At 40.3% G+C, this 22,705-nt stretch carries 20 protein-coding genes; 16 read left to right on the forward strand and 4 right to left on the reverse strand.

Annotation, left to right across the window (positions count from 1 at the left end):
• Positions 1 to 110 precede the first annotated feature (110 nt).
• The 5 genes from ABIB39_RS21845 (at position 111) to ABIB39_RS21865 (ending at position 8,073) form a co-directional block, all read left to right on the forward strand.
• Positions 111 to 2,546: a tetratricopeptide repeat-containing sensor histidine kinase gene (locus ABIB39_RS21845; protein ID WP_354432309.1), complete on the forward strand. Its 2,436-nt coding sequence runs from the start codon at positions 111 to 113 to the stop codon at positions 2,544 to 2,546.
• 197 nt (positions 2,547 to 2,743) lie between these two features.
• A complete protein-coding gene (locus tag ABIB39_RS21850) occupies positions 2,744 to 3,472 on the forward strand; it encodes a pirin family protein (protein WP_354432310.1) in 729 nt (242 codons plus the stop codon).
• A 956-nt stretch (positions 3,473 to 4,428) separates the two neighbouring features.
• The gene (locus tag ABIB39_RS21855) at positions 4,429 to 7,020 is read left to right on the forward strand and encodes a DUF5686 and carboxypeptidase-like regulatory domain-containing protein (protein ID WP_354432311.1); all 2,592 of its coding nucleotides are present in this window, start codon (positions 4,429 to 4,431) and stop codon (positions 7,018 to 7,020) included.
• 128 nt (positions 7,021 to 7,148) lie between these two features.
• Entirely contained in the window at positions 7,149 to 7,472 is a 324-nt protein-coding gene (locus tag ABIB39_RS21860; protein ID WP_354432312.1) for a hypothetical protein, read from the forward strand.
• Between the two features lie 370 nt (positions 7,473 to 7,842).
• The gene (locus tag ABIB39_RS21865) at positions 7,843 to 8,073 is read left to right on the forward strand and encodes a hypothetical protein (RefSeq protein ID WP_354432313.1); all 231 of its coding nucleotides are present in this window, start codon (positions 7,843 to 7,845) and stop codon (positions 8,071 to 8,073) included.
• A gap of 407 nt (positions 8,074 to 8,480) precedes the next feature.
• Here ABIB39_RS21865 and ABIB39_RS21870 read toward each other — a convergent pair whose 3' ends face one another.
• Both ABIB39_RS21870 and ABIB39_RS21875 read right to left on the reverse strand, forming a co-directional pair.
• A complete protein-coding gene (locus tag ABIB39_RS21870) occupies positions 8,481 to 9,059 on the reverse strand; it encodes a DUF417 family protein (RefSeq protein WP_354432314.1) in 579 nt (192 codons plus the stop codon).
• Between the two features lie 58 nt (positions 9,060 to 9,117).
• On the reverse strand, positions 9,118 to 9,990 hold the full coding sequence (locus tag ABIB39_RS21875) for a helix-turn-helix domain-containing protein (RefSeq protein ID WP_354432315.1): 873 nt from the start codon (positions 9,988 to 9,990) through the stop codon (positions 9,118 to 9,120).
• A 1,741-nt stretch (positions 9,991 to 11,731) separates the two neighbouring features.
• Here ABIB39_RS21875 and ABIB39_RS21880 point away from each other — a divergent pair.
• Both ABIB39_RS21880 and ABIB39_RS21885 read left to right on the forward strand, forming a co-directional pair.
• A complete protein-coding gene (locus tag ABIB39_RS21880) occupies positions 11,732 to 12,448 on the forward strand; it encodes a SphA family protein (RefSeq protein WP_354432336.1) in 717 nt (238 codons plus the stop codon).
• 1,380 nt (positions 12,449 to 13,828) lie between these two features.
• Positions 13,829 to 14,359 (forward strand): hypothetical protein, encoded by a 531-nt coding sequence (locus tag ABIB39_RS21885; RefSeq protein ID WP_354432316.1) that lies wholly within the window; start codon positions 13,829 to 13,831, stop codon positions 14,357 to 14,359.
• 152 nt (positions 14,360 to 14,511) lie between these two features.
• On the opposite strand, the gene ABIB39_RS21890 is transcribed toward ABIB39_RS21885, so the two are convergent.
• Positions 14,512 to 14,970 (reverse strand): transposase, encoded by a 459-nt coding sequence (locus ABIB39_RS21890; RefSeq protein WP_354432317.1) that lies wholly within the window; start codon positions 14,968 to 14,970, stop codon positions 14,512 to 14,514.
• Between the two features lie 590 nt (positions 14,971 to 15,560).
• Positions 15,561 to 16,019, reverse strand: a complete 459-nt coding sequence (locus tag ABIB39_RS21895; protein ID WP_354432318.1) for a nuclear transport factor 2 family protein — start codon at positions 16,017 to 16,019, stop codon at positions 15,561 to 15,563.
• Positions 16,020 to 17,789: 1,770 nt separating this feature from the next.
• On the opposite strand from ABIB39_RS21895, the gene ABIB39_RS21900 reads away from it, so the two are divergent.
• The 9 genes from ABIB39_RS21900 to ABIB39_RS21940 are packed head-to-tail and all read left to right on the forward strand — an operon-like array spanning position 17,790 to position 22,661.
• The gene (locus tag ABIB39_RS21900; RefSeq protein ID WP_354432319.1) at positions 17,790 to 18,104 is read left to right on the forward strand and encodes a hypothetical protein; all 315 of its coding nucleotides are present in this window, start codon (positions 17,790 to 17,792) and stop codon (positions 18,102 to 18,104) included.
• Entirely contained in the window at positions 18,101 to 18,517 is a 417-nt protein-coding gene (locus ABIB39_RS21905) for a hypothetical protein (RefSeq protein ID WP_354432320.1), read from the forward strand. The genes ABIB39_RS21900 and ABIB39_RS21905 overlap by 4 nt, the downstream gene beginning before the upstream one ends.
• A gap of 57 nt (positions 18,518 to 18,574) precedes the next feature.
• Positions 18,575 to 18,979, forward strand: coding sequence for a hypothetical protein (locus ABIB39_RS21910; protein WP_354432321.1), 405 nt, complete (start codon positions 18,575 to 18,577; stop codon positions 18,977 to 18,979).
• 21 nt (positions 18,980 to 19,000) lie between these two features.
• Positions 19,001 to 19,408: a hypothetical protein gene (locus tag ABIB39_RS21915; protein ID WP_354432322.1), complete on the forward strand. Its 408-nt coding sequence runs from the start codon at positions 19,001 to 19,003 to the stop codon at positions 19,406 to 19,408.
• A complete protein-coding gene (locus tag ABIB39_RS21920) occupies positions 19,405 to 19,881 on the forward strand; it encodes a M23 family metallopeptidase (protein WP_354432323.1) in 477 nt (158 codons plus the stop codon). Before ABIB39_RS21915 ends, ABIB39_RS21920 begins: the two co-directional genes overlap by 4 nt.
• A complete protein-coding gene (locus tag ABIB39_RS21925) occupies positions 19,826 to 21,004 on the forward strand; it encodes a zincin-like metallopeptidase domain-containing protein (protein WP_354432325.1) in 1,179 nt (392 codons plus the stop codon). Before ABIB39_RS21920 ends, ABIB39_RS21925 begins: the two co-directional genes overlap by 56 nt.
• 1 nt (position 21,005) lies before the next feature.
• Positions 21,006 to 21,776, forward strand: coding sequence for a DUF4099 domain-containing protein (locus ABIB39_RS21930; protein WP_354432326.1), 771 nt, complete (start codon positions 21,006 to 21,008; stop codon positions 21,774 to 21,776).
• Positions 21,777 to 21,781: 5 nt separating this feature from the next.
• Positions 21,782 to 22,381: a hypothetical protein gene (locus ABIB39_RS21935; RefSeq protein WP_354432327.1), complete on the forward strand. Its 600-nt coding sequence runs from the start codon at positions 21,782 to 21,784 to the stop codon at positions 22,379 to 22,381.
• Positions 22,365 to 22,661, forward strand: coding sequence for a PH domain-containing protein (locus ABIB39_RS21940; RefSeq protein WP_354432328.1), 297 nt, complete (start codon positions 22,365 to 22,367; stop codon positions 22,659 to 22,661). The genes ABIB39_RS21935 and ABIB39_RS21940 overlap by 17 nt, the downstream gene beginning before the upstream one ends.
• The last annotated feature ends 44 nt before the right edge of the window (positions 22,662 to 22,705 follow it).

The raw sequence follows: 22,705 nt of genomic DNA on the forward strand, positions 1-22,705 counted from the left end.
TTATTCTCTTTAATCTGAAATTAATTTTAAATTAGTTCGTGCAATCGCTCGACGATACCAATCGTACAAACTGTCTTTTTTTATTTCTGATTTTCCTAACAGATGAAATAATGCTAAAAAAAATCCTTTCGCTGTTCTGTATGATCGTATTTTTTTTCAGTTCAGCCACTGTGCAAGGCCAGACAGAAAAATTAAATCCAGAACAAAATCAGCTGCTACTTCAATTGAGTTTAAACTATTACACCGTCGTAAAGGAGGGAAGGATAGATCAGGATAGTAGCTTGCTTATAGTGTGCCGCAAGAATAGATTGAGCCGCTGGCCTGTCATTACTGAGAATTTCGGTAAATATACGTCTCTAGCTAAAGATAAATGGATTGATAAACAACAACCAGGGGGCATTACGAACAAATTAGGTTCCCTGATGGGAATGAGCTATTTAAAACAATTGGTTTTGGTAGGTGCTTACTATGCCTTTCAGCCCGGTTACCATCAAAAAGACCGGGATAATGCAACATATTATCTTTCTAAAGCAAAACAGGAAAGTGAAACCAATCATTCGATGTTTTGGCTCAATCAAACTCTTTGTCTGTTAGGAAAAAATCACTTTAAAGCAAATCGGATTAAAGAGGGAATTGACTGTTTTCAGACCGTTATTCGTAATTGTCAAAAAGCGGGTGATAAAGAAATGGAGGCAAAATCTTGGGATTACCAGGGTACCTATTGTCCACCGACAGCTGCTACTATCATGTTGAAGATCAATAGTATAAACAAAGCTAATGATCTTTATCAGCAGATAAATCAGCCTGCCAAGCAAATCAATGCACTGATGAACTTGGCTTACCTGAACTTCCTGATGAACGATATTAAAGGATCAGAGGCTAAAGCAAGTAAAGCCCTTCGATTGCAGAATGAACTAAATTTTCCCTATCTGCATTACACCTATGATCTGCTTTCACTGATTTCCTCACAAAAAACTAAAGTCGAAAGGGGACTGGATTTTGAATTAAAAGCTGTGAAATCGGCTTTGGCAACTAAAGACAGTTTAGGTTTGGTTTACTTTTATGCCAGGATCGGTCACACAATTTATGGAAGTGATAAAACCTATTTTTCTTTCTCCGATTATTGGTTAAAAAAAGCGGCGATATTGTTCCTTGATAACCGTGACCCGGACATCTATCTGACAATTTATAACCTGACTGCTAATCAACTTGAATCCGGGAAACCTAATGGATCATCAGCGCTTTTGGAAAATGCGCTCAAAAACATTCCTGCTGTTGAACTCATCGAGAAGCAATTTGCTTTTTTAGCCAAGGCAACTAACTATGAAAGCTTAAAGAACTATCGGGAGGCGGAAAAATATTATTTGTTGGTATACAAGATGATGAATGAGGGGCAGTTGGTCACCAAAGATTTGCGCGCTTCCTATTATAAATATATTATAGGAAGGTTTTATTTCAAAGCCTCCCGATACGATAAATCAAAGCGATTCTTAGAGGAGTATTTAGCAAGTGCAGGGCCTAAAACGGATAATCTGATTGTAGCGGCTGACGTTCAAACCTATCTTTATAAAATCGATTCATTGCAGGGGCATTTTGAATCTGCTGCAAACCATCTGCAGCAATATATAACCTTCGACAAGCAATTAACAGATTCAAATGATAACAAAAATATTGCGGGTATGAAAATTCAGCTGGAGATTACTCAAAAAGAAAGAGATCTTCAAGTATTGAAAGCGAAAAATACCCTTCAAAGCCAGCAAGCCAACGCAACACGAAATTTTATTTACGTGGGTATAGCAGTTGCACTTTTGATCATTGGAATGTTATATGGCCGTTATTTCGTAAATAAAAAGCAAAAGCAGGAGATGGATAAAAAAAATTGTCTTTTGCAAAGTGTTATCAGCGAAAAAGACGAATTGTTGGTTTCAAAAGAGTGGCTGTTAAAAGAGGTTCATCACCGGGTAAAAAACAATCTTCACACCGTCATTTGCTTGCTGGAGTCCCAGGCACAATATCTTCAAAATGATGCATTGATGGCAATCGAAAACAGCCAACATCGTATATACTCGATGTCTTTAATTCATCAGAAGCTTTATCAGTCTGAAGATATTAAGACCGTTGATATGTCACTGTACCTTCCCGAGTTTGTGAGTTATTTGACTGAAAGCTTTGGGACTGGTAACCGAATTCGTTTTGATTTGGATATTCAGCCTATTAAGTTAGGTGTATCTTACGCCGTTCCATTATCGCTGATCGTCAACGAGGCTGTAACCAATTCAATCAAATATGCATTTCCCGGAAACAGAAACGGACAAATAAAGATCCAAATTCACGAGGTTGAAAATGAAATTATGCTGATGATTGCTGATAATGGCATCGGGATTAATATGCATGAAATAAATGCCTCCCCAGCATCCCTTGGCCTAAAATTATTACGGGGGTTGTCTGAAGATATTAAAGCTGACTTCAGTCTTGTAAACGATAATGGAACTGTTATTAATATTAAGTTTAAAGTGGAACAAATGATGTACGATCATATAACCTAAACGCGAAATTTTTATTAGGTTTCCGCGATCTGCGATTGGACGGTAAGGATTTTAGCCGACAGAAAGATAATTCCTAAAAGGTAACTTTGAATAAACACCGCCGTCAACGATTGATCTAAATCAATTTCCTTTTTATTATAAATCAATTTTATTGAATAGAATAACTGAGATATTTGTATTAATAAAATATCACAAATATGAAATCCCTATTATTTAAAGCCGCCAAACGCGGTATTTTAGGAAATGATAAATTCAGGATACAGTCCGTTTTTAGCAACAGGCGACAAGGTACGGGAAGGCCGGACGGGTTTGGGCCACTTATTGTTTTCAATGATGATATCGTAAGCCCGGAAGGTTTCCTGGGCATGCATCGTCATGAGAACATAGAGGTCATCACCATATTATTAGAGGGAGGTGAATTTCAGGAAGACAATCAAGGTACTAAAACGACTTTGCTGGCAGACAATGTACAACTGATCAGTAGTGGAAGCGGAGTTATGCATTCCAGCGGTAACCCATCTAAATCGTCGAATGCAAGGAACCTGCAGATCTGGTTCGAGCCAAAGGTTATTGATTCAAATCCGGAAGTGCAGTTAAAGACAAATGGTATTTCCGAAAAAACCGGCGTTTGGGAACTTCAAATATCACCGGACGGAAGACAGGATTCGCTTATAATCAAGCAGGATGCCTGGCTATCAAAGGGGCGTTTTTTATCGGGAACGGCCCCGTTTTATCAATTGTATGCGCCCGGCAATGGTGTGATGATTTATGTTGTTGATGGAAAAATTAAAATTGGACGAGATGAATTGGACAGTAATGACACCTTATTTCTTTACCAGCCTGAGAATTTCAAAATTGATGTCATTGAAAACGCACACATCCAGGTTATCGAGACTTTCGCGCAGGTGCCAAATCAACCATATTAATCTTTTCCGGAAATTGATTAATATTGAATGACTTTAAACAAGTTTGGATTTTCCCATATTTAAATTAGTTATTCAAAGAGGCTGTTAAAAATGGACAGCCTCTTTTTCACGGAATTTAAATCAAAGTTAAATCTGCATTTCTATTCAAACAGATCCCTAAAAATAGCCACTTATCTTGATGTAGGCTGATGATGGATATAGGCAGTATTGAGATACTTCTCCTCCAATTTTTAAAATCTACCGGCTGATGTTCAACGGTAATAGGTAAATTGAAAAGTAAAAAATCCGCCAGATCCTATTTTCCTAACGAATTGCTAATTGGAAAGATGATTTCAGTTTACTTAATATCAATCCAGATGCAATTTTCTCCCTGCACGGCCCTGTCAACTGAATTCGTTAGTTTAAAACTCCAAATGGCATATTAAACTTTATCTAAAGGGAATGTCATATCCATGTTTTTAAGGTAATTTACTGATCATCCACGTAACCCCACCCCGGGATTTAGCATCGAAATGAGATAAACTTAATGCCAATTTGAATTTAGCAATTAGGTTTGGCAACTATCATCCAGCTTTTATTAAAGGGCTACTGGAGCAGTCATTGTCATTTGTGGCAGTGATACTTCTTGGGTAATATAAAAATAACCAGCAAGGTTGTAAAGCCTTTTTGTTTCAACTGCTCTATTTGTCAAGCTTTTAAATTCCTTGGCTGTATTGCTGTTGATATTCCGATAATCGATTTTTTTTTGCGATATAAAGCTAGTTGGGATTAAGATTAATATTCATTAAAATTCAGAAAATGAACATGTTATAAGTTGGTATAAACTTAGTATGCTGAATAGCAGTGCGAAAAAATTACCGGGAACGATGTAGCTATCAGGTGATATTTCATTAAAAGTTGCCTGAAACCATACAACGCCCGTCATATTTAATTAAAAAATATTAAAAGGAAAGTAAATGAATTCACTTAACACGCTGAAAATTTTTATCCGGGTCTTGATACTCATCATCCCGTCAGCCACCTGTATTTTTCCTTTGGATGCTTTAGCGCAGCACACAATTGCCGTAAAAGGGATAGTGACTGATGCCAAAACACATCAGGCCATGCCTGCCGTAACTGTACGTTTTATAGGTGCAACAGGAGCTACAAGTACGGATAACAACGGCAGATTTTCCCTGACGAGTGACGGCTCATCAAAACAACTAAGTTTTTCATTCATAGGTTATCGCACGGCGACCATCATCGTTACAAAAGATACGTTGAAATTTCAGAATGTGTCTTTGGTGGAAGATAATCTACTACTGAACGAGGTGAAAGTCATAGCCGCAAAAAAAGTCCGTTATAGAAATAAGAACAATCTCGCAGTGGATCTTATTCGACAGGTTATTGCGCACAAAAATCTCAACAGGATCGAAAATTACCGTTATGCGGAATACCATCAGTATGAAAAGATGATCTTCGCTTTGAGTAACCTATCCGAACGATTTAAAAATAAATCATTATTCAGGAAATATCAGTTTCTGTTTCAGACCCAAGACTCTACGGAAATTGGCGGAAAGAATCTTTTGCCTGTATATATGGAAGAGAAAATATCACACAATTTCTTCCGCAGTAAACCTTTTGCCAGGAAACAATTCATTGAAGCGAATAAGCAGGTTAAATATGATGAGAATTTTATAGATAACCAGGGGCTCAGCAGTTGGTTCAACCGCATGTACCAGGACATCAATATCTATGACAATAATGTTTCTATGCTGGGTAATCAATTACTCAGCCCGATAGCAGATAGTGCACCAACATTCTACAAGTTTTTTATTACAGATACTTTAAAAGATGTCAGGCCAAACTTGATAGAATTAAGTTTCACTCCGCGGACAACAACGGATCTACTATTTGAAGGCCGAATTTATATAACCTTAGATGGTAATTATGCTGTTGAAAAAGCTTTTTTAACGGTCAATAAAAATATCAATCTAAACTTCGTCAGGAAAATGCAGGCCACGCTTACCTTCGAGAAAGCAGCGGACAATAAATATCACCTGAACCAAAGTGACTTGAAAATGGAGTTCGCCCTCAACAAAAACAAAGGGGGAGGGATATTAGGCGAACGGTTAGTCATATTACGGGATTTTATCATCAACACACCGCGGCCTCCTGTGACTTATCAGGGTGCTTCCGAGATTACCATAGCAGATGCCACCCAAAAAAATGATGAGTATTGGAATTCAAATCGTCCGGATAGTCTGAAGGCATCTGAAGCAAATATTTACAAGAATATCGACAGCTTACAAACCATACCATCTTTTCGCAGAACAATGGATATTGCTACGCTTATCCTGGCCGGGTATAAGAGTTTCGGCCCCTTTGAGGTCGGTCCGGTAAACACTTTTTATAATTTCAACCCCATAGAAGGTTTTCGCCTCAGGCTTGGAGGAAGGACAACCACCGCCTTAAGCAAGCGGTGGTATGGCGAGACCTACGGCGCTTATGGTTTTCGCGATCATAAATTCAAATACTTTTTTAGTGGAACTTATTCTCTAAACAATAAATCAGTTTACGCTTACCCGCAGAGCTATGTCAGGGCTAGTTTCCAGCATGATACTAAAATTCCAGGGCAGGAATTGCAGTTCGTTCAGGAAGATAATTTTTTTCTTTCCTTTAAAAGGGGATTTAATGATATTCTTACTTACAATAATGTATTCCGGCTGGAATATGTCCAGGAGTTTCTGAATCACTTTTCCTACAAACTTGGTATCAAGAGATGGCATCAGCACGCAGCAGGCCCGGAAGTCGGTGGCGCACTTTACTTTACCAATAGTGCTACCGGAACCACTAATATTATAAGCGCTGTCAAAGATCTTGAAGCTTCAGTGGAGGTCCGATATGCTCCCCATGAAAAATTCTATCAGGGTAAATTATACCGTACGCCAATACCGGATAGATTCCCGGTTTACACGCTGAGATTCCAGCAGGGCATTAAAGGCGCCTTGGGAGGACATTACAGGTATGAATCCTTTACAGGTAATGTTACTAAACGTTTTTATTTATCTCAATTAGGCTACGCCGACGTAAGCACTGAAGGCGGCCTAATTGCAGGCAAAATTCCCTTTCCGCTTTTAGATATCCATCATGCAAATCAAAGTTACGCTTTGCAACTGCAGTCCTATAACCTGATGAATTTTCAGGAATTTGTGAGCGATCACTACGCAGCCATTAACATCGACCAAAACTTTAATGGTTTTATTTTTAATAAAGTTCCGTTTCTGAAAAAATTGAAATTAAGAGAATCGATCTCCTATAAAGTTTTGTGGGGTGGAATAAGGAGGCAGAATGACCCCGCCAGCGATCCGCAATTATTGCGCTTTCCTGAAAGAAATGGGGTTCCATTCACTTATGCGCTTGCATCAGGACCTTACCAGGAGGGGAGTATAGGTGTAGGTAATATCTTTAAAATTTTACGGCTGGATTATGTAAGGCGTTTTTCTTATCTGGACCATCCGAATATTGCAAGGAGCGGCATTAGAGCTTTGGTCTTACTTCAGTTTTGAAATCTTTACGGGCGCTTTGAGGATCAACCGCAAGTAAAAAACCCGAGTAATTGATCAGTGAAGCAAATATTTTTGGATAACAGCGCCTCTGTCTTCTGTACTAATTTTTAAAATCATAAACATAAGATATGAAAGGATTTATCAATTTAACCGTGCATAGCGTTGCGGATTATGGGCTGAACCTGGTAACAGCGGCAGCACCTTGGTTATTTGACTTTAGTGATTCCGGGAGTGCCACTCTATTTATACCGTTGTTTATTGGCGTTGAACAATTGAACATGGTCATTTTTACCAATTATAAATTCGGCTTGTGGAAGGTTTTTCCGGTTCAATTACATCTTATATTCGACTTCATCTGTGGCTTCATATTGTTTAGTGCAGCTTACTTATTCGATTCAAAGGAGAAACCTATTGGACAACGATTATCCTGGGTTTTGCAAATATGTTTTTAGCTATATTTACTGTCAACTCACCATTTTTGGACTATAAGATCGATATTTTGGAAACTGGATCTAAGCCGTATTTCTAATAAAATTGCTAATTAGATGTTAATTATAATATTCTGCTGTTGTAAAAATTAACTAGTGTTTAAAGGAGTTTAAATTTTGATGCCACATTAACTATTCGTGTGGTAGGAAGGTTTCAAGCATGGCATTGTCGCTGTATGATACAGATGTGCGGATCTTAAATACAGCATAGTATTGTCTTTAAAGGCATATAATGGGGAACAATACATCAACAATGAATTATAGAGTAATTTGGGCGATTTCTTATATGAGCTCGAACGCTGCATTTTTAATTTATACAAAGACCATTAAGTAAATGATAATCAGTAAAACAGCTTTTAATAATAAAGTTAAGACATGGCTAACCGCGCAGATTAAAAAAAGCGTAGTCAAAGAAGTAACAGAATGCTATGACCTGGTCGGTGATGAACAACAAGGCAAATGGAATATTTTCCGAATTTGTAAGAAACAATTAAACGCCGTGCGGTCTAAAATCGTTCTTAGTTATGTAAAAGTTTTAGAATTAGTGATGATTATCTATAAATAATAGCAAAATGCGTCGGCAATCGTGAGGCCTGGTCATTATCCGCACATCAGTTAAAAACTTATTTTTTATTTTTTGTAAACCTCGGAATGTATGTACTTAGAAAGTGCAACTAATAGTTTGGAAAGCTATGGGCACTCACCTTGGCGTTTATGCCATTAGAAACGAACTACGGGGAAGCATTGGCAATTTCAAATCATTAAAAAGATAAAGCCACAACCCTGCTGTAGCTTTATCTCAAACAAACAATCAACTTAAACCTCGGGTTTTAAAAAACGAGTGAAACCTTTTTGTACTGTTTTATAGCGTGCTGGCAATTCGTTCGACAAATAAATTTAAAAACCTTGCAGAATCATTGGTTTTGCGCGCACGCAGTTTAAAAGATCTACCAGGCATTTAACACCTAAGGCTTAGGCAGTACGTTCATTTTTCTTCTTACTTAGGTATAACCTCGCCGATTCGCTCATGGTGATAATTGCTCCACCCAAAATGACAATATCTTTTATCACCAGACGACCGCGGCCGGAAAGATAAGGAAAACCCCACTGGGCATCATTTAAGTGCGGTACCCAACTTTCCGGTGTTGTTATTAAGAAGGAGAGCGTCCCTATAGTCAGAATTAAGATCAATATGCTGCTTATCATGCTTGCAAACGGTGCCAGGCGATATATAGCCACCAGCAGACCCAATACGATTAATAACAATCCCAAACCCCTGGAAAAAATATAGGTATTGTTATTAACGTGCCATTCATGATTTGCCTTAACAAATTCACCTTCTTTATTAATATGCTTTTTATATTCAGCGGGATGTTGATAAAAAAAAGACATGAACGGACTGTTTGCCACAAAGGGGACGATTCCATCTGCTTCATAGCTAAAGAATTTCAGGCCGCCGATCCAAAGAAATACGATCACAATACCAAAACGAATCGCTTTTTTACCCAATTTATCAAAACTGGCAATCACGGTTATTATTGAATTTTTCATGCTGTTTTTTTAGGTAAATGTACAGCAATCCATGGCCTGCGAACATGGACATAAACGGTTAAGGCTTGGACAAATCAGCTATGATGGAGATCCCGGTTTTGTCCCTAAAAGACTGGGGGGATACCTTTGTGACCTTTTTGAAAAATCTGCTAAAATAGAATTCATCCTTAAATTTCAAATGATACGCGATTTCTTTTATGCTTTTTCTAGTTAAATGGAGTTCTTTCTTTGCTTCAAGGACCAGACGCTCCTGAATGAGTTGCGATGGAGTTTTACTAAAATAGTGAACACTACGCCTCCTGAAATTATCTGTTGACATTGCCAGCAGACCGGCATAGTCCGATGGCTTATGCAAATCAAGATAATGCTGGTCCAACAATCGTGTAAAACGCTGCATTTGCTCGTCAATTTGAATTTTATCATCTAAATTATCGATCGCTTTCAATTTGATATTACTAGACTTAGCCAAAAAGAGCTGTAAGTAGGAGCGTAGGACAATTTCTGAAGGTGACTGCTGGTTGGCCTCGGCGGTAAGGTCTGCTAACAATGATTGGAAACCGTCCGCTTCTTTTGCCGTCAAGTGTACGACCGGGTCAATATAAATATTATTAAATAAGAGGCCGTTACAAGACACTTCCTTTCTATGGTATTCAATGCAATAGAAATCACCATGAAATTTCAAAATATTATACTTCAATTGGTTGCAATTTTCAAGGTAAATAAGCTGTATTGGAGTAGCAAACAAAAGCACCGGTGCTGTAAATGGAAACGACCCAAAATCGGCATGAAACACACCACTGCCCTTTAATACGATTACTACCGTATATTCAGTAAATTGGGAAGCTGTGCAAAGGGAACTTCCTCCTGTCTGCTCTAAACTCAACAGGTAGGTTCCGGACGATGAATAGATAATTGAAGGATCGGACATCATAAAGCATTTTCCAAATGAGTAACCAAAAATAAACTATTTAAAATAAATGAACAGCAAGGATTTGTTAAAGGCAATAGGTTATCCGTCTTGTATTTGAATGATATAGCAACAATAAGGTTCCATTTAATGAGATATCAATAGCTGACTTATAATGTTAAAATTATAAGATTTTGATAAACAGGCGTTTATTTGATTGGTATGATATTTTCACACCTTTTTTCAATTAAAGAAAACAGATAAATGATAAAGATTTGCTTATGAATACTTTGAATAGATCTCCTTTATACGGCGTGGGTGTGAATTGCAACATAGCAGCCAAAATAGTTGAACTACATCAGAACGGATTTAAATTTGATTTCGAAGTTTTAGCCGGATACCAGGTGTTTTGTGTCCAGCAAAATTCTTTTATTTCCTTAAAGGATATATCTATCCGCGTGATTGATCAGTGTTTTGACCAGTTGAGCTATTGCGACAAATATGTTGGTGTAGTAGAGTCTGGATACGGGGAATGAGCAGTCTTATCGGCTGATCAAATAAAAATAAGCCTTCGTGAAACTGAACCATAATGTACGCGAAGTATAACATCAGGGAATTGCCATTCATTACTTTGGTACGATCTAAATCCGCACGGGCTCGATAGACCGCTTTTTTCAAATTCCAGCGATAATAAAACTCTTTTAGCTATCCTCGTTTTTTCCAACATTTCAAATCTTAAATATTTATCTGGTTTTTTTTCAGCAGTTCTCAGTACCTAATCCCTGCTGGTATTGTCTTGCAGCCTCAGAAACAAAAACTGCATGTCACCGCCTTGCTTCATTACCTTAAGTCCACCCTGTATTTGTGATAAGCGGATTATTGGCAATTTTACCAGCCGTGCCCATTCCTTGCGATAATTACTTCCGAACATCCAGCGGTGAAATTTACCGACCCGGTCGTATTCCGGATGTGCTGCGCCGGGCAATTTCTTTAATTCATTCCGGCGATGTTTGGATAACTGAGCTTTCACCTACATGACAGGCATCAGGAAAGGCAGAGAACAGAGTAATTTTATCAAAAAACTAAAACTTTCTTTTAAAATATGTGTGGTTCCTGACGTCATAGACAACATTTGCAAGCGGGCATGCCACCATTTAATAAACAGAAAATCAGTAAATTATGATCTTGGCCATAATAATTTTCAGTGAATATCGCTGATCCGCATTCTGTTATTGAATATAAATCACCTGCTGGCTGGAAATGGAGATTGATAGAACTTTAGTGGATTGAATGAACGGGAACCCTGGTTGGGTCTTTATCGAAATACCGTTAGATTATTTGCTAAAAGATGACTTTTCGCTATTCGTCAATTTTTTCTTTGTTATAAATTTCTAATAATCAATTTTTTAAACAAAGGCACGTGGGTTGTAAATATAATTTCGCCTTGTTCCGGGATAGCCTGGCGGGGTCGTGAAGAAAATGAATTTCTGTTAAAAATAAAGTCATGCAAAAGTATCCGAATTACAGCCAGCCAATTTTGTTGAAATTAGCAATACTAATGATTTACGGAGTCCTGAATATGACATTCTGCGCTTCGTCCGCCTTTGCCCAGGATCCCTCGCTACCACCGACAAATTATGGACTGTCAAATATGCAGGATGGAAACCCGCCTCCCGGTCCGGGCTTAACATTGCAACAATTTATACAGTCCTACCAGATGCACAGGTAGAAGGATGCCCGCGGTGATGTATTTGATCAGCCAAAGATTACTTCCCTGTTGTCGATGACACAAATTATTTATACCACTAAGCAAGTGGTTACCGATGGATTGCTTGGATTTACCTTCCTGGTAACAAACGTTAAGATTTCAGCTTCAGGAACTACCGGATCCCTTCCTGCCGTTAATCCCGGATTATTAGGTGACATAATTGTCGGGTCTTCAGTTCAATGGTCAGATCGGCATATTTTTAATATGAACTATTCTTCACGTTTTGAAACGGACCTTACGTTGCCCACAGGTGCTTTTGACAGAAAGTATCAGATTAATTCAGGTTCGCATTTGGTTACCATAACATCATATTATGCATTCACATTGTCCCCATCTGCTAGATTTGCGATCAGCATGCGGCATATGGTCAGCTATAATTTCAAGGACATTGATACAGACACCAGACGAGGTGCGTCTTATAATGCAAATTATGCCTTTGAATTTGAATTGGCAAAAAATTTAAGATTGGAGCTGGCCGGGTATTACATATTTCAATTATTCCAGGATTCGAAAAATGGGGACAGCCATTATTATCAGGATAGGTATGGTATTTTAACCACAAAAGAGCGGGCTTTTGCTTACGGGCCCGGATTTAGCTATGTTACTCCCAAGGGCCTGCTGATAGAGTTGAAAAGCATGTGGGAGACTGCAAGCCGTAATAGACCGGAAGGTGTCCGGAGCGCTTTGTTAATGGCTTATAAACTTTACAAATAGACTATCTGAAGCCGAAAACCATTTTCAACCAATATATCATTATGGGTCAGCTACCGTTAATAAAAGGCAGTCCGATCAGTAATAAACCGCAGGATATACAGCTTTATTTTGACTACATTCCAACTTTCTGTTGGTGTGCGGATAAAATCTTTGTTCTGCATACTACTATTCCCTACCATATCAGCGCTTCAGTATTTCACGAGTCGGTATCAGATTTTCCTTCTATGGTTAAGAACAAGCCCATGACAGAATTAAATTATAGAAGATTTAGACCAGGGCCTTCTCTTTCAAGGCTGATCGCAGATTTGCATGGACAGGGATACAAAGAAGATTACATAAAACTCGACTGCTATAATTGTAGGTGTATAATTAACGGGCGGGTCTACGCAATGGATATAATGTTGCTTCAGGTTATATCACAGATAAAATTGACCTTCTGCTGTGCCCAATGCTTGTTTCGTTAAAAGGCCCGGAACGGAGGTTTATGACATGCACTCCGCTAAAAATTAAAACAAGGAAGTAAATATGCTAAGTAAGCAATAGCATTGCAGACCAGAGGAAGCTTCCATCTTTACTGAGTTCTTCGAGATCAATAAGGGAACTGAGCAATCAAATACTGTGTAAGAAATTTGCAAGAAAAGCGCTTGATTATATAATCAAACATCCCAGGACTTCATTATCGGTAGAAGCTTATTTGAAGCTGCCAAATATTGCAATATAGAAACGGATACCTTAGTACGTCTTGAAATATTCTATTACAGCTCTGGATTGAAAATCTGAATTGAGCAATCCAAAAAGGAGTAATAGCTGAAGTATAAAATTTATGGGCGGCCTCACCAAGGTGATCATGAGGATACTTAGTCACTTGATTATCTACCGCGTACTTTAATTCCCTATCAGAAAGCAAGAATTAACAAACTTCAATATATTTATACCTTTTGGGCCCGGTTTAAATACAAACAGAGAAATTTAAAGATAGTATTCGATATAACCTGCTTGCTGCGCGCGCTGTTGGACAAACCGTTCACAACAGCATGACAACTGACCAAATTTATAATAATCACTGAATTACCGATGATAATCGGAAAGGGTACGACATTTACAAGAGATCCATCATCGTTTAAAGAATAACCTACATATTTGTCATTAGATTACTGAACTCAAAACTTCACAATACCAAAGATTTGGTTGCTAAGGAATTGACCCACAAAAGCCAGCAATGGATTCATGCAATCCCTAATCCATCTAAAACTTTACCAGATTGACAATCTTTTAGCGATAAAATTCATTTATATCTATGACCTTATCGATTATTTGAAGGAAACCTTGGGTCACAGTATTATGCCAAAACTTTGTACGACTGTAATTGTACTATACAGCATGAACAATTTACAAAATATTACCAAATCAGCGATATTGATTTTTGCCATGGCCTTTGCAGCATGCTCAGGCAGCGGAAACAAAAGTGCCGATACAACTATGACCGCGAGTAGCGAGGATACCTCTAACGCTGCAAAGCTAAACACCCCGTCGCAAAACATGGAGTATTGTTTTACACGTACCGATGGCACAAGCGCGCAGGATACCACCGCAATTCACCTGGTGATAAACGGGAATAAGGTTAGCGGCGATATGAGATGGATTCCGAAAGAAAAAGACAGCCGTAAAGGCACTTTATTGGGAACTATAAAAGGCAATACGATAAATGCTGTTTGGAGCTTTATGCAAGAAGGTATGCAAGATACCATAGCTGTTGAATTTAAGTTAGCGGCTCAACAGCTCTCCCAAAAACCTCTTAAATTAAATACCAGTACCGGCCGCGAGCAATTGGATAAAAATGCTGATTACACTATAAATTACAAGTTGGATAATTGCGAAAAATTTAAATCTTCGCCAAAGCCCACTTTATAACCGTACTTAATGAATTATCCTAATGCCCCGGTGTACAATATCGGGGCATTTTTTATGCCAGTTGCCTATCAATCAGCCGTTGCTATATCAAATTTTGGCCTTATTGCAGCATCTTTAATAACAAAATTTGTGCTCTCTGCTTTTATTTTGGCCTATTCAGTTTTATTTTCACTTAGGGTTAACGAAAATGCGGTTACCCCTGATATTAATACTAATGCTGCTGCTATATTAATTTGTTCCATCAGCTTTTCATAGGCACCTTTTTGAGTTAGCTCTGTTCTGAACCTGCTCAATACGTAATGATCTGGGACATCGTATTCAAGGGTCAAGCCCACGAATTTCATAAAGCTTAACGAGTCGTTGACCTTCTCTTCAACTTCGTAATCGCTCAAACCATACCACGTTTGTAACAGGCCCATCTTAAATAATAGCAAACCGCTATACGAGGAGCGGCCAGCTACACTAAACCCTTTGTTATAATGTTTCCGGATCTCTATATCTATAGCCGCCCAATCTAACAATAGATTCATCTGGTCGAAAAATTCGCTCTTTAGTTTTCGTTTGGATATAAACAGTGCCGAAAAACTCAGTTGTTGAGTATTCTTTTGCATGACTAAATATACAAAAAAATATATAATTACCTATATAACAATATTTTATATGTTTTTTCTCTGCAACGGTCTCAGTATAGTAATACAGTTGATATTACTATGGATCTCGCAGAATTGGACGTGTAACAGACCCGTCTATTGCGCCCGATCTCAAAGAAGGCTTTAACCAACGCCATTAAATATGCTTTAAGCAGCAGAACGGCGGATGACCACATTTAATCAGTTTTAAATACAGGAATGAAAAACATTATTAATCAGCATCGCTAATAACAATTGTAGATTGCCGCAAATCTATAAACCACAAGTAACCCATCATTGGATATGAGGCTGATAACAAGACTCATTAAAAAAACTTAAAGAACAATAGAGTTCATTAGCGACCATGGACTGATTTTAGAAATTACCGTGTCGATAACGACCGTTTTTTAAATAAACCTATAAAAGAGTTTGTTTTCGATAGTATCGTAAGTAAAGTAAGTTTTTATAGTCGGTAAATCCGGCCCTAATGTTATCATAGGAAAGAAACAAACTGTCAGATTAATCAAGGATTATGGATAGTAAAAGTTGCCTATCCATAATCCTTGATAATATTATTGCATTGCTACGCTCAGGTTTGCGAGAACACCGAGTTGACCCAGCAATACAGTTGCGGCCGTGTAACAGTGGAAGGATTTTACTTTGCCATTTTCCAGATGGAAAACATCACAGCAAGGCGCGTCAATCTTGTTATTTGTTGCCGCAATCGTTCCCGCAGGCAATTGCAAAGGGCCTTTGTTGGTACCTTGCAGTGCCAATTCTACAATGACCACATTTTCTTCATTTCGAAGGTAAATTTCATGTAGCTCGCGATGCATATCCGGGAACGCTTTTGCATAAATGTCTACTGTGTTACGAATCTCATCGCCGTAGTATTTCACACCGGCTGATACATCCCAAAAATAGCCGTCCTCGGTAAATAATTCGGCAAAGCCTTTACTGTCCTGAACTTCCGCGCGGCGATATAGTTCACGAATTACTTTTTCATTTTCTGAATCTGTTTGTGTTTTCATATTTTTTGTTATTTATTACAAATATTCATAAACGTTCCCCAGCCCGTGTTGACCTAAGACATAAAAAAACCTTGATATATGTCAATGAGAATTAATCTCTACGGGGGCAATTGCCACCAGCAAAACGATCATTAATAATGGATGGCGACCAATCTGCATTGAAATCTCAATAAATGATCCGAGTTACCTGCCGCAACTTTAACAACTTGCGCTGATGAATTAATAATTAACGGAAGGAATAACAAATACAAATAAGGTAAGCTTATTTCCTTTTAAGCATTGGAATTGCTTTAATCCGATCAACTTGATGGAGCGTCTCGATTGCGCGTGGGTAAGGCCTGCATTTTTCATTTGAACGGTCAAAATTTAACGCCGTTCAAAGCCTCGCTATGGCGCAGTAATTATTTTGCCACCTGTTCAGGGCCGCCGACAACCAGCACACCCTTAGGCGCGATAAGTGTTTTGAATTTTACCCTCGTTACTGCAGGCCAACCGCCGTTCCCGGCCAAGCTTTGTTTACAGCTCTGCATAGCCAGAATAATAGTCTGACACCGATTACTCGTTGATTGCGGCCGTATAGCCCGGTGAATGCAGGCCTACTGTTAATTGAGCCGGTGAAAATCCTGTTCTTTGGCCTGCTTAAATACAGTAAATGTGAAACCCTTATGAATTTAGGCGAATCATACGATTCGTGAGAATTTCATGCCCCATCCTAAGCTTTTTGTTAACCCCAATTTAAATACTGGACAGCGCCGTGTATTTATCTCGCCGTCAGCCGGAGCCGTGACCTGCTTTACATCTGAGTACCAGAATTGGATGCAACGCATGAACTAACGATTGGGTCTATACAAATTAATCGGCTATGAGCACTGAACTGGTTTATTACCTAAGATTTACATTTTGTTGTTGTGGTTGACGAGGGCGTTGAAAATTTTCAACAACCGTTAACGTGGCAACTTTTCAACACATGATGAACATCTGCCACAAATTGAGATAGAAGCTATGAGTGGCTAGGATTCTAAGACTGTACTCAAATCATATTGTTTACAATTAAAACCCTCTTTCAACTTCTTTATTTTTTTTAATTATACAGGTATGGGATTCTCTCCGTTTTTTTATATTTATATTCTTTTTGAGTGCATTTGATGTATCGCGACTATTTAAATTATAGCAAACGATGAGCATTCAGCGTTATTAAAGAAGTGTTCTATGGATTACACGATTTATTGATGAAATTCATGAATCCGTGATCCTACATAACGGCATTGCTCATTACATTATAGCTCTGGTCCTTATTTTTTTTCATTACAAATGTCAGAGATAGCTTTTACTTTTTTTCTGTATTCAATAAAAGCAAAAGCTCCGCTTATATTAAATATGAGCATTACTGTTCGGCATTGTAAAGTATAGCCCCGACCAAAAAAGATTTTATAGCAAGCCCTCTGGGCCGGGCTATGCGCTATATCTGCTTCGCAAGATGCCGCTGCTATCCCTCTTGCGGAACAGGGAATGGTATTGCTTCAGTCATGATGTTAGCCATCGTTGGATATTCAATTATTACGATCCTTGAGGTTATTGGGGAACTTTATCGCCTGCGGCTCCAATGGCATTTTTTATGATATCAATCATTTTTTCAGGCGAAACGGGTAAAAAGCACAGCTAAAATCAAGCCCGGAAATGTTGTTGGGTTTGCAAAAGACTACGGCATAATTCACTCGTTCGTTCCTCTCTCCCTCAGCCTTCGGCACTTATTCCGAGAAACTGGAAGCCTTGATCCCGGCAGGGAAAATAGCCTCACTCAATTCGGGCGAAATGGTTGGCGTGATCGCCGCCGATGCACAGGAAAAGTTTACCGGGCAATTTGAAACTTCTGCCATTAACTGTCGGATCAACCTCGATATGGAAGCCATTAAGCGGGAGGAACAAAATTATAAACCCCTGCCATCCTTTTATGATTTCGGCGGGAAACTGGACGAAAAACTCCGGCAGAATTTTAACCACATCAGCCAGGAAATACAGGAAATGGTTTTGGCATTCAAGCCGCCACCGCCCGCTACACCCATTAAAGCCACAATGAAGAAATGAAAGAGCCTGATGAAGTACAGTTACCCCATTTGCTATTGGTACACCCTGATCTGAAAGATGACCCGGTCCAGAAACAGGGTGAGATCGGTTTTATAACCGCAGCGATACTGAACACGGATGAATTTTATGTAGGTTTTGATGACCACCAGGTCGGCTTTTATGGTGCCGACGCCCTGCTAACCTTCAAAGAGCCGGGTGACATCTATGATTTTATGCACCAACATGCGCTGAGCTTATCCGTGGATGATTTTAAGGACCTGAAGAACATTGCCCTATTACTGGATCATGGAACACAAAAACATATCCGTACCGCGATGGAACTGGTTAAAAAGAACGGTAGCATTCACGATGCGGTAACCATAGGATTAGACCAGTTTCTTGGAATTGATCAAGCAAGGGGCATGAAAAGGTAAACTCTTACCAGTTTACCGGGCACCTACAAAATCTAACAAATATTTAAAGCAATGAACATGAAACAGGAAGAAACAATGGGCCTCATGGTCATGGTCAGTCCGGTGCTCTGGACTTCTGACCACGCCGGTAAGATCGGCATCATAGAACTGACGGACTTTGCAGATGATAAAATATGGGTGGGATTTGAGGACGAGGAAGTAGATCCCTTTAGCGCAAAAACACTATTTGTCCTGAAAGCTACGCAAGAATTGAAGGAACTGGCGCAAAAATACAAATCCGTGCAGTGGCCGCCCGTGGCTCAAAATCTGCAAACATTGGCTTTGCTGCAAGAATCGGGATCACCCGAACAGCTGAAAAAGGCCTATATACTTATACAGGACGACCCGGAACTCCATCGCGAGGCAACGATCCGGTTGAATGAGGCCATCGACCTCGACCAAAGCCGAAAAATCGGCAGGTAATATCTTAAACAATTCAATATTATGGAAAATCAAAATTTAGCCGGCACACTCGTTTTGGTAAAGCCGGATCTGGAAAATGACCCTGATGCAAAACGAGGGCAGATCGGCGTGTTAACCTATGCCAGGTCTGAAACGGAGAATTACGTAAGGTTCCCCGAGGGCGGGGAAGCTTTTTACCCTTCCGCGCAGGTCATGATGCTTAAGGATAAGCAGGAGATCTTCAATGACCTGACCAATAATGGCTCATCTATGCCGCTCGATGATTTTAAGGCCATGTATAAGATCATGCTTTTGCAGGACAGGGGCACCTCGCAGGCTCTGTTCTCTGCTTTAGCTATTGCCATCGATCATCCCACCTTACAGGACAAAGTGTTGGATTCAATAAGCCCTGCTCAAAAACAGGAATTGGAGAAATCTTATAGCCGATGAAAATACTGATCAGCTTCTGCCTGGTCTGCCTGCCCCTCAAACACCTTAAAATAAATTCTGAATACGGTTACCGTGTCCACCCGCTGACCGGCAAATACGCCATGCATGCGGGTGTTGACCTTAAAGCCCGCCACGATACCGTTTATGCGATCCTGAATGGTTTTGTCAAATACACCGGCTATGATCATAGCCTGGGCATCAACATCCGGCTGGCTCATGGAGCGGTTGAATCCATATACGGCCACCTCAGCCAAGTTTTTGTACTAACCACCGATAGCGTAACTGCTGGTGAGCCTATCGGCATCACCGGAGCTACCGGGCACGTGACCGGCGAGCACCTGCATTTCAGCATCTGCTACAGGCATCAATACATCAATCCAATTAAATTTTTATACGAACTGCTAAAAAAACAAGAAAATGAGCAAAACTTTCAAAGCACTGCCGATCCAGCTTTCAGACAAGCTGATCGCTGAAATCAAAGAGGGTAATTCCCTGTTTCAAAAACCGGTTAAAGAAAACGGCATGCCTGCCTTTGTTAAACCAATCAATCCAACTACCGGCAAAGGCTACAGCGCCATGAATTCGCTGATCCTCGGTATGCAACGCCATGACGATCCACGCTGGATGTCTGCTGATGCGGCGCGTTATGCAGGCAATTGGGTGAAAAAGGACGAAAAAGGTACCATGATCGAGTTTCCAAAGACCAGCGACATCCAGGCCATCCGTACCGCTGAAGGTAAGGTGATCAAAAATGATGCAGGAGTTACCCAAACCAAAACTGTAGAATTCGAAAAACCTCAGCGCAGCCAGGCATTCCTGTTCAATGGCAGCCAATTAAAGGACATACAGCCATTGGAAGAGTTTTTGGCCAAACAAGAAGAGGGGCAAACGCTGTCCCCAAACGAGCGGGCTGCAAAACTCATCGACGACAGTAAGGCGGTGATCATTCACGGCGGCCAGGAGGCCTACTATGATAAGGTCCGGGACGCTATTATCATGCCCGAGCCGGAGCATTTTGAGAACGAGACTAAATACCTTCAGGCCGCCGTTCATCAGCTAGCACACTGGTCAGGCCATGAAAGCCGCCTCAACCGCCCGATGGAAGGTAAATTTGGATCGCTGGATTACGCCCGGGAGGAAATGCGTGCCGCGATCGCGGGGATTCTGATCGGCGGTGAACTGAAGATCGGCCATAATTTCGGTCAGCAGGCTGCCTATATGAGCAACTTTGCAAAGATCTTAAAGGATGAACCCTTTGAAATTGCCAAAGCGACCAGGGATGCGCAAAAAATTGCCAACCTTTTATTAGGTACCAGTCAAAAGCGGGAGCAAAAGCAGGCACCGGAAGCGGTAGGTTTTAAAAAGGGCGATGAAATCGCTTACATGGACACGACCTACAAGGTACTCGAAACCTACAAAACGAAAAGTATCAAAGTGGAAGATGCCGAAGGTACCCGCAAGGTATTAAAACCCGACTACGGCCTTTATAAATCCCTGTTAGAAGCTAAAACCAACCCGCGTGAACCGGAAATGGTACTGGAGGAAGAACAGGGCCAGTCTGAGGAACAGGGTCAGCAACATAAAATAGGCCGTTAACATGGACCCGATAAAGTTTCACGAAAATGATCTCCCGGTCAAGGACCTGGAGACTATAGGGCTGGCCACAGGCGGTCAGCTCCTGTTAAATGTCGATGACCTGAAAGCCTTGCTTTCAGGTCGCCGCACAGGTTTAATGGAATTGCATGACCTGGAAGCCGAAAATATCAAGATCAAATCTATCAATGCCAAGATATCCTTAAAACCAAATGAAAAGGGCCAGCTTGACCTTTTAATCCATCCAATTTACCGGGATGCAGAAATCCCCGATCTGCTGACCAATAATGAAGCACGGCAACTGCAAAAAGGTGAAGTGGGCAGCGTGCTGCGGATTGCCCTCGATAACCATGGCACTAAAAAGGAAATGCTGGTTGAGTACGATCCGGAAACAAAGGAGTTTATCGTTTCGGATACGGAGAAGATCCTTGCCCCCGATATGGTCAATAATGAATTCCTGACCCAGGCTCAAAAAGAGAATTACCGCAAGGGCAAGGAAGTGCAAATACCCGACGGCACCCGCTTCAGCTATTCGGCCACAGACAAGCATGGCATCCGCTCCAACAAACTGGCGCTGGTGGCATCCATCCTGATGGATGGCGGCTTATCCTATATGATATTTAAAGGGCTGAATGCTTTATTCAACCAGAAACGTGACCAAAAGGCTGCTGAAAAATTGAGCCCCGGTTATTATCAGGCGATCAAGGATATTGAGAACCAACATGGGTTTAAACCGCACGAGTTTGAACGGTCCCAACCCAGAAAGGGAAGGTAGTACCGATGAACCGCATATTAACAGGCCTTGGAATTCCGATGGAAGTCCAGGCCTTTTTTAACATATATGCTGACGATCTGACCTTTGATTATGGCGATCAGTGTGAACATTATGATGCTGGTTTCCATATTGTTCCCTCGACCCAAAACCTTTGGTTTGCAGGGCTGAAAAATGCCGCAAATTTGATCATTACTTATTCAGTTATGGAAGCGATGGCGTTTATCACGCTTAACCGCCATCGTTTTCCACGGCTGGAGCACCTGGCATTTGTGGCTATCGGCAACAGGCTGCACTTAGAACAAGGGGATTGGCTCAGGCGCAATTTTCCTGGTCGGAAAGTTACGCTCGTATTCGGAAAAGACCTGATCGGGCATATTACCGATATCAAATTAACAGCAGCTATTAAAAACATCCCGATCCACATACTTTATAACGATACGGAAATTCACATTTATAGCCGTGACTGCCTGAAAGTTTTCGGCCAGGAGCAGGTGTCCTTGCATACTTTCCAGGAGGCCTTCTCTATTCGCCCCCGTTTCCGGACCGGCAAACCGGTTCATTCATTAACCTTTTTAGATCAACTAAAACATGACGCAGAACGCTGAAATTCTATTAAGGCCGGCAATGCTGTTCGCATTCCTGAAAGCCTTTCCGCTCCTTACGCTGGCCATTATATTTCTTTTACTAGCCTGGTGGCTGTCCCCTTATTTTATTGTGTTCAGCCTGGTGGTTTGCGGTTTTGCCTGGTATCGTTTGTTATACATCCGGAGTTTTAAGTATCAGGTAACCGCTGATTATATCCTTTTAACCCAGGGTATTTTCTTTAAGCGGATCGATCAGGTGGAATTGTTCAGGGTTAAAGGTGCGCACGTAGCGGCAGCATAGTAAATATACCCATGGCAGGGTATTAGGCCAGTGTTCAAAAGGCC

The organism is Mucilaginibacter sp. UYP27, from assembly GCF_040547175.1.
GTDB lineage: Bacteria > Bacteroidota > Bacteroidia > Sphingobacteriales > Sphingobacteriaceae > Mucilaginibacter.